The 14,656-nt window shown below is 47.5% G+C and carries 12 protein-coding genes; 3 read left to right on the top strand and 9 right to left on the bottom strand.

Features of this window, described 5'->3' with window-relative positions; genetic code table 11:
- The 7 genes from GY683_RS01450 to ampD all read right to left on the bottom strand — a co-directional run.
- On the bottom strand, positions 1–826 hold an 826-nt coding region (locus GY683_RS01450), incomplete at its 3' end, for a hypothetical protein (protein WP_297287061.1).
- Positions 827–1,114: 288 nt separating this feature from the next.
- Positions 1,115–2,257 (bottom strand): 5-methyltetrahydropteroyltriglutamate--homocysteine S-methyltransferase, encoded by a 1,143-nt coding sequence (locus GY683_RS01445; protein WP_297287060.1) that lies wholly within the window; start codon positions 2,255–2,257, stop codon positions 1,115–1,117.
- Positions 2,258–2,408: 151 nt separating this feature from the next.
- Positions 2,409–3,722 carry an MFS transporter gene (locus GY683_RS01440; RefSeq protein WP_297287059.1) on the bottom strand — a complete coding sequence of 438 codons (1,314 nt, stop codon included), beginning with the start codon at positions 3,720–3,722 and terminating at the stop codon, positions 2,409–2,411.
- 160 nt (positions 3,723–3,882) lie between these two features.
- Entirely contained in the window at positions 3,883–4,206 is a 324-nt protein-coding gene (fdxA, locus tag GY683_RS01435) for a ferredoxin FdxA (RefSeq protein WP_297287058.1), read from the bottom strand.
- A 312-nt stretch (positions 4,207–4,518) separates the two neighbouring features.
- Positions 4,519–5,022 (bottom strand): hypothetical protein, encoded by a 504-nt coding sequence (locus GY683_RS01430; RefSeq protein WP_297287057.1) that lies wholly within the window; start codon positions 5,020–5,022, stop codon positions 4,519–4,521.
- 144 nt (positions 5,023–5,166) lie between these two features.
- On the bottom strand, positions 5,167–6,717 hold the full coding sequence (gene murJ / locus GY683_RS01425) for a murein biosynthesis integral membrane protein MurJ (protein ID WP_297287056.1): 1,551 nt from the start codon (positions 6,715–6,717) through the stop codon (positions 5,167–5,169).
- 62 nt (positions 6,718–6,779) lie between these two features.
- Positions 6,780–7,376, bottom strand: a complete 597-nt coding sequence (gene ampD / locus GY683_RS01420; RefSeq protein ID WP_297287062.1) for a 1,6-anhydro-N-acetylmuramyl-L-alanine amidase AmpD — start codon at positions 7,374–7,376, stop codon at positions 6,780–6,782.
- 43 nt (positions 7,377–7,419) lie between these two features.
- Between ampD and GY683_RS01415 the strand changes: the two genes are divergently transcribed.
- Both GY683_RS01415 and GY683_RS01410 read left to right on the top strand, forming a co-directional pair.
- On the top strand, positions 7,420–9,225 hold the full coding sequence (locus GY683_RS01415; protein WP_297287055.1) for a DUF4105 domain-containing protein: 1,806 nt from the start codon (positions 7,420–7,422) through the stop codon (positions 9,223–9,225).
- Positions 9,226–9,234: 9 nt separating this feature from the next.
- Complete coding sequence (locus GY683_RS01410; protein ID WP_297287054.1) at positions 9,235–10,065, top strand: NAD-dependent epimerase/dehydratase family protein; 831 nt, start codon at positions 9,235–9,237, stop codon at positions 10,063–10,065.
- A gap of 49 nt (positions 10,066–10,114) precedes the next feature.
- On the opposite strand, the gene GY683_RS01405 is transcribed toward GY683_RS01410, so the two are convergent.
- Complete coding sequence (locus GY683_RS01405) at positions 10,115–12,556, bottom strand: penicillin-binding protein 1A (RefSeq protein WP_297287053.1); 2,442 nt, start codon at positions 12,554–12,556, stop codon at positions 10,115–10,117.
- 495 nt (positions 12,557–13,051) lie between these two features.
- On the opposite strand from GY683_RS01405, the gene GY683_RS01400 reads away from it, so the two are divergent.
- A complete protein-coding gene (locus GY683_RS01400) occupies positions 13,052–13,783 on the top strand; it encodes a hypothetical protein (protein WP_297287052.1) in 732 nt (243 codons plus the stop codon).
- 58 nt (positions 13,784–13,841) lie between these two features.
- On the opposite strand, the gene GY683_RS01395 is transcribed toward GY683_RS01400, so the two are convergent.
- On the bottom strand, positions 13,842–14,656 hold an 815-nt coding region (locus tag GY683_RS01395), incomplete at its 5' end, for a PrpF domain-containing protein (protein WP_297287051.1).

Raw genomic sequence — 14,656 nt, 5'->3', positions numbered from 1 at the left:
GTCTGTTGGTGATGAGCGGGTCATGTAAACGCAGGATTTCTAAGACGGCATTATCAATGTCTTGGGGATTGGCTTTTAGATGAATCAAGATATCGGGATGATGAATAAAAAATTCAAAAATAATCCCGACCGCTGACGACATGGTGGACAGCTCGCCCACCGTCCAGTTACGAATGAGTGAGATAAGCTCTTCATCGCTCATCACTCGCTTGCCTTGTGGCAGCATGACCACGTCGTTCATCAATTCAAAGGTCACATCATCAGGGCGTTTTGTCCGTTTGTCATCCAAAATCGCCTTGATATAACCGTCAAATTCTAAGGCGACACTGGCAATCTCATCCCGATTTTGGCTCAGTGTGGCTTTGCGGTTTTTCTCAATCCATGCGTTCAGTGGTGCTTCGGTCTCATCGCCCCAGCCCATAAAGGTATTTTGTAGCTTGACGGCATAAGTTTTGGCAAACTCTGCCATGATGTCAATGGGCTGACCCTTGGGCAGTTGGCTTACTAAGTTGTCAATCAGCTCTTTGGCGATGGGGCGAAATCTCGCCATGCGGTCAGCGGTAAAATATTTATCATTAATCGCACGAAACGCCGTATGAACAGGTGCGTCCATGCCGTTTGGCACAGCGATATGACGGTCTGAGACATGATTGGAAAATGTCGTAGGGTTGTTTAGAATGTGCATGACATCGGCATGGGAAAACAGGCTATAACCGAGCTTATCATCATGGGCGATGGGACAGCGTGCTCGCATGTCGTCGTAAGCACGACGCTGATTTTTATGAACTAATTCATCATCAGATTGCCAGTTGATGGAAGTGGACATAAATTATCCTTGGGCGGTGAATGGTATCGCCATTGTAATCAACGCATGATAATCCTGCTATTAGCCCTTGGGGGTAGGGTATGATGGTTTTGTTTTGCCAATAAACTTAAATATAGTCTGCCAACTTTGAAACAATACTGCGTCAAACTCGCTCGTAGTACTACTTGTACAACTTCGCTCGTTTTTCTTGTCTTATTTCAAAATTTGTTTGACTATAAAAAAGCGAAACCGCCAAATTAGTCAGTTTCGCTTTCTGTTTGTTATTTAAAACAGTTGTTTTTAGGGAAATTATTCACCCCAAACTTCATCAGCAATCTGTCTAATCATCTTCACTTTCGCCCACTGAGCTTCTTCGGTTAGGATATTGCCTTCTTCTGTGGACGCAAATCCGCATTGTGGTGACAGGCACAGTTGGTTGATGTCCACGTATTGCGTGGCCTCACGGATACGGGCGATGATGTCGTCTTTGTTTTCAAGGTCGCCTGTTTTTGAAGTTACTAAGCCTAGCACGACTTGTTGGTCTTTGATGTGGACAAGTGGGGCAAAGTCGCCTGCTCGCTCGCTGTCATATTCCAAGAAAAAGCCGTCCACTCGGCAGGTGCCAAACAGCACTTCGGCAATCGGAGCATAACCGCCTTCGGAGAACCACGTTGAGCGGAAGTTACCACGGCAGATGTGCATGGTGATTTGCATGTCGGCAGGTTTGGCGTCCACAATGCGGTTTAGCATGGCGACATAATCCACCGCCAATTTGTCAAAATCAATACCACGCTCGGCAAATTCTGCCTTTTTGTCCAACGCACAAAATTGCCCCCAGCTTGTGTCGTCCAATTGCAAATTACGCAGACCCATGTCATAAAACTTGTGCATGGCTTTGATGTAAGCGTCCGCAATGTCGTTATACAGACGGCTCTCGTCTTGATACAGCTCAATCGGCTTATAGTTCACATCACGCACGCACGCCACAAGGTGTAGCATGGACGGAGACGGAATGGTGAATTTGGTTGGGGTGTCGCCTGCAGCGTCTTTTAGGATTTGGTAGGCTTTGACAAAGGGGTGTGAATCCGAAAAATCAATCTTATCCACGATTTTGACGCTATAACTTTTTGGTTTGGCGTCTTTAAATTGCACCGAAAAATTCTCGGTTTCTACCCACTCCACGCCGTCTAATTCTGCCATAAAGTCCAAATGCCACCACACACGGCTAAACTCACCGTCCGTTACGGCGTGCAGCCCGTTTTCTTTTTGTTTGGCGACCAGTTTGCCAATTTCATCTTTTAAGATAACATCGTACTCATCTTGGCTTATCTCGCCAGCATTTAGCTTGGCTTTGGCATTCATTAGCGTGTCGGTACGCAAAAATGAGCCGACCACATCATTACGATAAGGGGCGACATTGCGGGGTTTTGCAGTTGGGAAAAGTTGGCTCATGGCTTACTCTCTTTGGGTTGGTTAAAAAATTGGTTAAAAGTTATTAAAGTGGAATTGTAATGTAAAATATTTTGTAAAATTGCTTGGTATTGGTTTAGGGTTATCAGCAATGTCGAAAACATTGCCATTACCCCAAAAATCTTTTAAAAAATCAACGCTCATTCGGCTTTAAAAAATACAACGCCACCACCGCAAGCAAAATAAACCCACTCGCCCCCAGATACAAATCATCTTTACCAATGCCCATGTCCAAGAGCTTACCTGCCAAAATGGGCGAGACGATAGAGCCAATCCGCCCCACACCGATTGCTGTGCCGACCCCTGTACTTCTAAATTCAGGGGCGTACAGCGTGGGATTAATGGTATATAGCCCCGTGATACAGCCATTGACAAGGCTACCGACCAAAATGGCAAAGACAAGGGCGAGCGTCAAAGTGGGGCTAAACACAAAGCCGATAATGGCAAGGGACGACAGCACGACAAATGCCATGAGCGTGGATTTTGGGGCAAATTTACTCACCAAAAAGCCAAAGATGAGCGAGCCTATCGTACCGCCAATGCTGATTGCCATGCCGACCTTTTGGCTTTGTTCTTTAGCAAGCCCTGATGATTCTAGTAGGGCAGGTGTCCACGAACTGATAAAATAAAAGGACGACATCACGGCAATGAACGCTGCCCAAATGAGCAGTGTGGTTTTTAATTGACCTTTGGCAAAAAGCTGGCTAATGGGGGCTTTGGGCTTGGCAGATTGGGTTTGGGCGGGCAGTTGCCAGTTGCCTTGTTTGCTGATTTTGTGGGCGATTTTGGTGAGTTTGGTAAGGGCGTTGGCAGGTTGTTTTTGGTTTAAAAAATCCACCGATTCGGGCAATAGGGCGATGAGTGCAATAAGTGCCAACCCCGTCAAAACCGCCCCTGTCATAAACACTGAGCGAAAGCCGAACTCATCTTGGAGCATGACGGCCGACAATCCGCCAAGCATTGCACCCACCCCAAAGCCACACGCATAAATGGCAATGGCAAGCCCGCGCCATTTTTGGTTGGCGTATTCGCTCACGATGACGTTGGTGCATGGCAAAATACCGCCCACGCCAAGCCCTGTTATCACTCGCCAAAAGGCAATGGATTCGGTTGTGTGCGAAAAATAAGTCATCAGCATGCCCACCGCCGATAGGGCGGTTGCGATGATAAGTAGCGGACGTCTGCCAAATTTATCCGCCAAAGGAGCCAGCCCCATAGATCCAATCGCCATGCCGATAAAGCCTGCACTCATGAGCGTGCCAATCTCTGCCCCTGTCAGCCCAAGCTCGCTCTGAATACTTTTGGCGGTAAAGGCAATCGCCAGCACATCAAAGCCGTCCAACATATTTAGAATCACGGCTAAGGCAACGATGAGCCATTGGTAGGCACTCATGGGCGTGTGGTTAATGGCGTGGGCTAGGTTTGAGGTATGCTGAGTGTGCGTCATGATATCTGATAAATCTAAAAAGATGGCATATTATACTCAAAAGTCTTGATGAATAAATATCAATATTTTCATCTTAAACTGATTTTTATTCATGATTATGAACCTTAAAAGCCAACAAAAAAGCCCGCCGAGGCGAGCTTGATTGTGAATACGATCAGGATTAGCGTTCTAGGTATTGAATCTTACCTGCCACGCCGTCCCATTTTTCATGTTCTGGCAGCGGGTCTTTTTTCTCGGTAATGTTCGCCCATACTTGAGACAGCTCCTCGTTAATGGCGAGGTATTCTTCTTGACCAGCGGGAATCTCATCTTCTGAGAAAATAGCGTTGGCAGGGCATTCTGGCTCACAAAGTGCGCAGTCGATGCACTCATCAGGATTGATGACTAGAAAATTTGGACCTTCGTAGAAGCAGTCAACAGGGCAGACTTCCACGCAGTCTGTGTATTTGCATAGGACGCAGTTATCGGTTACAACAAAAGTCATGGGATTACCTTGGCTAAAAATGGCTAGTAGGTGGGCAAGAATCATGCACTTGCAAATTAGTGGCGTATATTTTAGCCTGTTTGGCTGATTTTCTCAAATAAAACATCATATTTTATTATGCCAAAATCGAAAAACTACCATTAAAATCCGCAAAAGACGCATGCAGATGATAAGGGTTGTCATTCATTACAATATAACCGAAAATCATTCTAAAAATCAGAAGATTTTATGGTGATTTTGGTTTGAAGGGGTTGCATGATATATAAAAAGACCGTATGGATGACGGTCTTTTGTTTGGTGTGTCAATTAAGTTTATTGAGCTTTTAATTGAGCTTCTTTGGCTACTTGATAGCATTGTTCGATGTGATCGAAGGCGATTTTTTTGAAAATCATGTAGCCGATAGTGGCTGCTACCATTTGACCGCCAAGTGGTACATATTTGGCGACTTGTTTACCGATGATGCGACCGCCGAAGCCTTGGATGGTCTTATTAACCACGCCGCGAGTCGCCACCAGTACACCGATGGCTAGGATGCGATCTTGGATGGTCTGTCTGCGCGCTGCTTCACTGGCGGTGCTGTGCGGATCGGTTGGTTCTTCTAGGCCGAATTTTTTGGTGATCTCTGGTAGTAGCTTTGATAGCATACCCACGTCAATCGCCACATCCAAGAAAGGCACGGGAATGATCGCCACACCTGCTGAGATTTTGGCGCGAGATTTGGCAAGTTCTTGGCATTCAGCGCGCACCTTTTCTAGATTGATGGTTGGGTCAAAGTCTTTGGCAGTAGGCTGACTGATAGGTTTGGTTAGACTCATAATAGTATCCTTGTTGTTGGGTTTTATTAAATTTAAAAATGCCTTTTAAATTCGGGTATGGCTTTGATTATAACAAGTTATCCGCCAAAGTATGTAACGAAGTTGTAAACAATTTAGGCATTTTGTACAAAAATCAATCAATATCTATCCATGCTTTAGCTGTCTTGGGCGAAAGCCTGTACCGAGCAGTACTGCGCCATAGACTGCTGCGCCAAGTGCGCAGATGCCAAGCAATACCACAACTCGCAGCCATTGTGCGCCGTCGGCTGGGTAATAGGGTAGGATCAGATATAGGGTGATCGCCATGGCAAGGCTCGATATGCCAAACTGTACACCCATCTTGCGCCAATGACTACCAAAGCGCCAGATGCCGCGCTTATGCAAAAAGTAATACAGCAGCCCAGCGTTCACGAAGCTTGCCGCCGTCGTGGCAAGTGCAAGACCGCCATGTAAGGGCAATTTGAACAGATAAAATAGCCCGATGAATATCACGCTAAAGATCATGTTGGCAAAGACCGCAACGATACCGATCTTGACCGGAGTTTTGGTGTCTTGACCGGCAAAGAAAGCAGGCGCGAAGATCTTGATGAGCATGAATCCTAGGATGCCGCCCGCCATGCTTTTTAGGGCGATGCCACTCATCAAAGCGTCGTGCTGGCTAAATTCACCGCGTACGAACAGCGCGTTCATCAGTACGTCAGACAGCATGAACATCGCCACGGATGCAGGCAGTCCGACTAGGATGATGAGACGCGCTGCCCAGTCGAGGGTTTTTTTGAAGGTGGCGTCATCCGCCTTGGCACGGCTTGATGAGAGGCTTGGCAGAATCACGGTGCCAATCGCCACACCAATCAATCCAAGAGGTAGCTCGCTCAGTCGCTCAGCGGCATACAGCCAAGAGACCGAACCGCCAATCATCAGCGAGGCGAATACGGTGTTTAGTAGCAGGTTAATCTGAGTGACGGACACACCAAAGATGGCAGGCAGCATGAGCTTTAAGATGCGTCTGACACCTTCATGCTTAAAATCAACTTTAGGCGCGGGCAGTAGTTTTTGGCGATAGAGTTCTGGCAGTTGAATCGCAAGCTGCAAGATGCCACTGATGGCGACCGCATAACCTAGTGCCATGATGGGCTTGTCAAACATCGGTGCGAATAATAATGCCCCTGCAATCATGCTCAAATTTAATAACACGGGCGCAAAAGCAGGCGCGGCGAATCGTCCGTAGCTTTGTAAGATGCTACCAAAAAACGCCGTCATGGAGATGAACAGCAGATAAGGAAAGGTTAAGCGCAATAAGTCAGTCGCCGCATCAAACTTGGTGGGGTCATTCATAAAGCCAGGGGCAAAAATCTGCACCACAAAAGGCGCAAGTGCAATCACCGCCACCGTCAGCACCAACAAGATCAAGCTTAAGACGCCAGAGACTCGGCTGATGAGAATCTGTACTTCATTTAAGGTGCGTTTTTCTTTGTATTCAGATAAGACGGGAACAAAGGCCTGAGAGAATGCACCTTCGGCGAACAGACGGCGCAAGAAATTAGGAATCTTAAACGCTACCAAGAACGCATCCATCAACCCGCCTGCGCCAAATACGCCCATCAATACCATGTCGCGCACCAATCCTAGGATGCGTGACAGCATGGTCATGGAGCTGACGATAAAAGTGGAGCGGAACAGACGAGATTTTGCCATGATGATTCACAGAGTAAAAAATGCGTATTATAAAGGATTTGGGAGTGCTTAGTGTGGAAAATTTATGAAGATATTAGCTGTTCATCAATCATCTGTCTAAGCCGTGACCATTCAAAAAACTCACCTGGGTCGGTCTTACGAACGGGTGCAATATCACTGTGTCCCATGAGGTGTCTGCAAGTAGCAGGGTAAGCTACATGAATCGCTGCGATGATCTTGGCAAGCACTTCGTATTGAATATCGGTAAAAGGTGAGAAATCATCGCCTTCTAATTCGATGCCGATGGTAAAGTCATTACAGTTGGCTCGTCCAAGGTAGCTTGATTGCCCTGCATGCCATGCCCGATCATTGAAGTTTACGAATTGCGTCACCGCACCATCGCACTCGATGAACAGATGTGCTGAGACTTGTAGAGTGTGAATGTCCTTAAAATAGTCATGATCATCGGGGTTTAGCTGATTTTGAAAAAAAGCTTTCACAAAATGCATGCCATTCTTGTCAGTCTTGCCAAATTCACTGGGTGGTAGGCTGATGTTATGAATGACGATGCCGCTAACTTCGGGCTGGTCGTTCTTAATGGGGCGTGCATTAAAATTGGGCGAGCTGATAAATTCTGCACCGCTTAATATGCCGTTTTTTATGGTGAAATTATTCATGATGATGATATACTAAAACAAATTGGTTTATTCTAACAAAATTATCATGAATGCAAAACGATTTACTCATCATTTATTAACCATCGCTGTGGCAACGCTTGGCGCGACTGCTGTGTCTGCCAAAGCCAATCCTATCGCCGAGACGGTGGGAGTCAATAAAAACGCCTTGCCTTATGGGTTAAGTGATGAGCAAGTATCGCAGTTATCAGAGCATGTGCTGTGGCGTAGACTGCTCATGTTCTCCGATGCACCAAAAAACCCAAAAAAAGACAGCAGTCTCATCACAGACGATGAATTTTTCTTATCCAAATCCGGTAAATCAAGCCCAAAAGATGAACTCGTCGCGATGCTATCCGCCATGGCACGCGGTGATGATGAGGCGATGTGCCGCTTCCCTGCGCGCACGCGTTGGCTGGGAGATGAGCTTGATGCGCTTGGCATTAATGTGTCGGTGTCAGATGTTAAATGTGCTGATTTTCACGCGTGGGTGGATGACATTAATGCGATGGCGTTATCGTTAGTGTTCGCCGAAGAGCATGGCAATAACATCGGTTCGGCATTTGCTCATGCCTTCATGCGCATCGATGGTCGCGCTGATGATGAGGCGGGCGTGCACGCCACAGCAATGAATTACACGGTGGCAAGTGACAGTTCAGATGGTGCATTAGCAGCAGCGATCAAGCCAATCATCGGTAAATATCAAGGCGTGATGGAGATCCTTCCGTATCAAGTCAAAGCCCATGATTATCTTGTCAAAGACGAACGCGATCTGTGGGAATACCGCCTGAATCTAAGCGATCTTGAAGTTGATCAAATCATGCGCCACATCTGGGAGGTGAGAGATCTAAAGCGCCCGTATTATCTGACGCATGATAACTGTGCTACCGAGATCGCGCGTCTTGTTGATGTGGTGCGCGCTGATGAGGCGCTGTTTAGTAAGCTTGGCATGGTAACGACGCCTGCCAAGGTGGCGCAGCTACTCAGCGAGGAAGGTTTGGTTGAGCGTGTGCGTTACCAAGCGTCAAATTCCACCAAGCGACAAGTCATCATCAATAACGGCGATGATTTTGATTTAGGTAATATACAGCCTAATAATAACAATCCCACCAAGGCTAGCCCAAGCCACCGCATTGGTGCAGCAGCCTCTTATGATGGGCTGCGGGATGATGAGATGGCTTATCATATCAGTTTGCGCACAGCCTACCAAGATGCGTTGGACAACCCAGCTGGCGTGCGCAAATTTCACCAGTTGACATTGCCATCCACCGATATAAGTTATCAAGATGATAAAATCAAACTGCATGAGCTTAGCATCTTTGAGATGACAAGTCTTAATCCTGCCAATACCGCTAAAGCTTATCCTGATGGCAACACCAACAAGAAAGCCCTGGCAAGTCAAATATATCTGGGACTACACCGCACTACAGACGCATCTAGTGCGAATAGCAGCGCTCATCTGGTGCTAGATGCGCACACCCAAAAAGGCAAGGCATGGACGATCGGTCGCGGGACAGCTGGCACGGGCGACATGGCGGATACGGTGTGCTATCTTCTGGGCGGTGGTGGCGCGCAGCTTGGTCATATCAATCAAGGCTACCGCGTGGGCGTACGCGCAACAGCAGGGTGCATCCATCATGCGGCGTATAATCTTAGGGTGATGGGCGAGCTGAGTGTGCCATATTGGTATCATAAAGACAGCGCAGCAAGATCGGGCTATGTGCAGCCTGAGCTTAGCTTGGGCGCGCAATATGACTTTGATCGTCATCATGCATTAAGACTAAAAGCAGCCGCCCAAAAAAACCATAGCCAGACCGATCATTCGGCTCGCCTTGAATTTTTCCGTTATTTTTAGGATGAGAATATGCCGAATCAATTCCTAATCATCGGTCAGGGCGCTATTGGATATGCGCTGGCGAACCAACTTGCCAAGCAGGGCGAATCAGTCATCACCATGTCGCGTACTGCCAAGTCTTATCTGTGTGGTAATGTCAACCATCTACAGATGGATGCGCGCAGGATTGATCGGGTGGTTGATGACGTTAATCAGGTAACGCACATTGCCATTATCGTCGCGCCGGATCGTGGGGCGTCTGATAGGCTAAATGCGTATCATGAGAGTTACTTTCAGATTTGTCAGGCGGTTGCTGATATCGCCGATAGACTGCCAAGTATTCAACAAGTGCTATTCGTATCATCCACGTCTGTCTATGGCGAGAACGCGGGAGAGTGGATTGATGAGCATTCACCAGCCAAGCCAGCATTACCCACCGCGCAGGTATTATATGATGCTGAACAAATGATAAAGAATGCCTACGGCGATAAATCAGTCATCGTGCGCCCAAGCGGCATCTATGGCAAATCAAGGCGGCGCATGATTGAGCTTGCCAAAAAGGCTCACGTTGATGGCGTGCCAAGCGCGCATTACACCAATCGAATCATGGATGTGGATCTGGTGGCAGTACTGGCACGCATCATGATATGTGACGCACCGAAGAGCATGTATCTTGTGACGGATCTTTTGCCTGTGAGTAGCTTGGATGTGATGATGTTCATTTGTCAAGTGCTCGATGTTGCTCCACCAGCCGTCATCGACGCTCCAACAACAGGTAAGCGCATCTTATCCAATGTGCCTAGGGATTGGCTGACATTCCCTGATTATAAAGCAGGCTATGCATGGATATTAGAAGATTGATATGTCAAAACTAAAAAGAGATGAAGTGATTCATCTCTTTTTTGCTGGGTTAATTAGCAGCGGGTTTTTGGTTTTGGTTGTCATCGGTGATGCTGATGACCTGCTGCTCGGATTTGACAGCTTTGGAGCGGTCTTCGGCAGATACCCATCTTACCGGCGTGCCACGCAGCTGATGGCGGCTAAAATTCACCCAAATCGGCAATGCAGCCACGCCACCGTATTCTTTGGCACCCAGCGGAGCAGGGTTGTCAAAGCCCACCCAAACGATGGTCGCGCTGGTAGGATGTACGCCTGCAAACCATGCGTCTTTGGCTTGGTTGGTCGTACCTGTCTTGCCGCCCACATCCGAACGACCAAGTGCCAATGCCTTACGCGCTGTACCGCTTGTGATGACTTCACGCAGCATGCCTGCCATCGCATGAGAGGTCTTTTGGCTGATGACACGCGGTGCCTGTGTGGCGCTGACATAGCTGGCAGGCGCGGCAGGTTTTAGACGGTCGTGTTGTGCGGTCGCGTTTAGAGTGCTGCCCGCTGGAGTGTCTTGCTCAGCGTTTGATTTTGATTCATCAGTTTTGGTGTCTGCTTGCTCAGCGTATGATTTGGCAAGATTTTCGTTTAATTTGCTCAGATCTTCGTTAAAGCAAAGTGCGCATGCCTGTACAGGATTGGCTTGGAAAATCGCCTGATTATTAAAGTTATAAATACGTTCGATAAAATAAGGCTGAACGCGGTGACCACCATTAATCAAGGCGGCAAAGCCTGTTGCCATCTGTAGTGGTGTGGCATCAGCAGCACCTAGAGCCAGTGCAAGCGTTGCAGGTAGGCGTTCTTTTTCTAGCCCAAACATATCTAGAGTTTGGCGCGCATTGTCTATGCCTGTTGAGCGCAGCAGTCGAATTGATGGTGTGTTACGCGATAATGCCAGAGCACGGCGAACGGTCATGTCGCCTGTGTATCTGCCGTCAGCGTTCTTCGGCTGCCATCCGCCCACACGAATCGCGGCATCAGAGACGAGGCTATTCGGGGTGTATTTGCCTGACTCTAGCGCAGCTGCATAGATGAGCGGCTTGATGATGGAGCCCGGCTGGCGATAGCCTTGAGTGGCGCGGTTGAATTTACTGTGGTTAAAGTTAAAACCACCCACAAGCGCGCGAATGGCACCATTATCCGGATGAACTGACACCAATGCGCCTTGAACGGAAGGTACTTGCACCATGCGCCAAGCAGTTTTTTGTTCGTTGAGTGGTGAGACGCGAACGATGTTGCCAACTTTTACTATCTGGTGGGCGTTACTAAACCCGCCACCCACGCGGTTCTCGCTGTAGTAGCGACGCGCCCAGCTCATGCCTGACCAAGGAATGGTGATGGTGTCGCCTGATTGTAATTTTGCTTCAAAGCTACTGGTATTAACCTTGGTAACTTCAGCAGGATACATGTTGTCGTAGTTCTTGAACTTACTAAGATCACCAGATTCGGCTTCCACACCGCGCCAGCCGTGACGAGCAGTATAGCTTTTTAGACCTGATATTAGGGCATTCTCGGCGGCGATCTGCTCTCTACTATGGACGGTTAATTGTACACGCCAACCACTGTCCATGACTTGCTCGCCGTATTTATCAACCAATGCGCTTCGAGCCATCTCTGCCAAATATGGCATGTTCATGTCGAGTTTTTCTTGGTAGATGTTAAGCCCGATTGGTGCATTAATAGCTTCGTCATGCTCAGCTTGGCTGATGTGACCTTCTTTTAGCATGCGCCCAATGATCCAGTTACGTCTGGTTAGGGCGCGTTCAGGATTCACGACAGGGTTGTAGGCAGAAGGGGCCTTTGGCAAGCCTGCGATCATTGCCATCTCAGCGACGGTAAGCTTGTCTAGTGTCTTGCTAAAATAACGACGCGCCGCCGCCGAGATGCCGTACGCACCTTCGCCCAGATAAATCTTATTCACGTATAGTGTTAAGATTTCATCCTTTGTCATCTCGTTTTCGATTTTGCGGGCGATGAATAGTTCGGTAAGCTTACGATCGAGTGTACGCTCAGAGCTCAAAAAGTAGTTCTTGGCGACCTGCATGGTGATGGTTGAGCCGCCAGTTTGGGTGTCGTCATTGGTTACGACCTCGGTCATGGCGCGACCGATGCCTTTGACGCTGATGCCGCTATGCTCAAAAAAACTAGAATCTTCCGCTGATAAGAATGCGCCGATCATCTTTTTGGGAATCTGATCATAAGTGACGGGAATGGCAAAGCGGTTGCCGTACTGACCGATGAGCTGATTGTCCGCGGTATAAATCTGCAGCGGCATTTCAAATTTGTTATTATCGATGTTCTTGACGTCGGGTAGGGTCGGCTCAAGATACATCGCCATGCCATAAAATCCAATCGGAAAGGCGAGCACCAAAATCAATAATAAGGCAATAATGGCAACCAAACAGCGCAGGATCACAGATAGTATCGAGGCGCTTACGGTCTTGTTTTGAGTGGTTTGGGTCATAGCATTCTTTATATGGTTTGGGTGCGACAGCTTGTCCTAACTGATAGGCACGTTTTTCATCTAATTTACCATTTTACCACGTTATCACAAAAATGCCAGCATTGTGTTCATATGTTACCAAAATTATACTAAGTAAATTTATTATAAATAACTGATTTTTATATAATTATTTAAAATATCTTGGGCGAACCATGAATCTAAAATGCCATTAGGAAGGTAAATAAATCAGCTGGCTGCATCGGGATTCTTCATAATAATTAAAATCTTATCTTTAATCAATTTCGCCGTGAGCAGAATCGCAAGAACAATTAGTGGCGTTTGTCTGCGATGAATGCAATAAAAAGGGTTGAACTTTTACAATTGAGTTTGATAATAGTTATTATTTAATATATAATCTTAACAAATCGTCACACCCTTGACGTAATCTAGCCATGCATCATAACAGGGTGTTATAAAACCAGCACTCAACAAAAAGACGAATTTATGAAGAACTCTATGAAATTAGCCAGCTTGGCGGTAGCCATGACCGCAGCATTAGTGATGACAGGCTGTAATAATGTAAAAGCAGCAGACATCACGGCCGTCAAGCCTGCTACCATCGTTCACAGCGGCATTGACAGCACACATTCAAAGTATGCTAACGAGCGCGAGATGCAGATTGACGATGTCATCTATCCGATCCGCGAGACATCAGCGCGCCTGCTTGTGAATGCGAAGGGCGATGCGCCTGAGCTGGTGGCGGATATTTTTGATGGTAAGGCTGATAGGGCGGTTGCTGGCTACAAGATCATGGTTATGAATCGCACTACATCCATCGCCGCCGAAGCGCACACTCTACAAGACGGTAGAATCATCGATAACAACATGGTACATCGCGGCAGCAAGGCTTTGATTGGCATTCCTGTCGTGAACGGCAAAGCGGCGCTAGATGCTGCTGCATTGTTGGATCTGGACATTATTTATGATGATTTTAATGCGCCATTGGCAGAAGGTAAGACTTTCAAAGATCGTGGTCAGAAGCTTACCAAGCCAGACGTGGCGGTCAATGATAAAAAAGTCACCATTCGCTCTCTGACGCTACCAAACTTCGCATCAGGCGAGAATGCTGGTGGCGGTATTGACTTTGTGGCGACAGCAACCATCGACGGTAAGAAAGTCACAACAGGCGCAAACAGTGCATTTCAAATTTTCTATATCGCAACACCCGATAAGGCGCGCGGATTCTAAATAGGTATAAAAACCCCTGCATCATACAGGGGTTTTTATAACGTAAAAGGACAGGGCGTTAAAAACAATCCTCAGGCACCCATACTTGCCCAGTCATCAACCGCCGTGCCGAACGGCTCATAGACGCCTTACGAGCGACCCATTTACCATTCACGCATTCAGATTGTCCGCCAACGGTAAGCGTGCCTGACGGGTGTCCAAAACACACTTCCGTCAATGCCTGACCACCTGCCACCTCATTGACAATCGTGCCGACAATCGTCCCTGCCGTGCCAATCGCCACACTTGCCGTGCCCATCATTGCGTGGTGCAGTTGCCCCATACTCATCGCCCGCACAAGTAGGTCAATGTCATCGGCTTTGACGGTTTTGCCGCTAGATGCGACATAATCGGTAGGCGGTGCAACCCAAGCGATTTTGGGCGTATGCTGACGGCTGACCGCTTCGGCTACATCGTTAATCAAGCCCATTTTAACCGCCCCATAGGCACGGATTTTTTCTAATTTGGCGAGAATTTCGCCATTCGTGTTAATATCGGCTTGCTTTTCTGTGCCTGTAAAGCCCAAATCGAAGGCCCTCAAAAATATCGTGGGAATGCCTGCGTTAATCATCGTAACGGTAAACTCGCCCACATCAGGCACGGACAAAGTGTCTTTTAAATTACCCGTAGGGAACATCTCGCCCGTGTCGTCCACAGGGTCAATAAATTCAATTTTAATCTCGCTCGCTGGAAAGGTAACGCCGTCAAGCTCAAAATCGCCCGTTTCCACCACTTGTCCGTCTTTGATGGGTACATAGGCGATGATGGTTTTGCCGATATTTTGTTGGTAAATCCGTACGGTACAAATGCCGTTTTCGGGGATTTTATCCTTAG

It is taken from the genome of Moraxella sp. (genome assembly GCF_024227015.1).
Taxonomy (GTDB): domain Bacteria; phylum Pseudomonadota; class Gammaproteobacteria; order Pseudomonadales; family Moraxellaceae; genus Moraxella.
The sequence above is the reverse complement of the archived record's forward strand: the minus strand, read 5'-3'. Positions and strand labels throughout refer to the sequence as shown.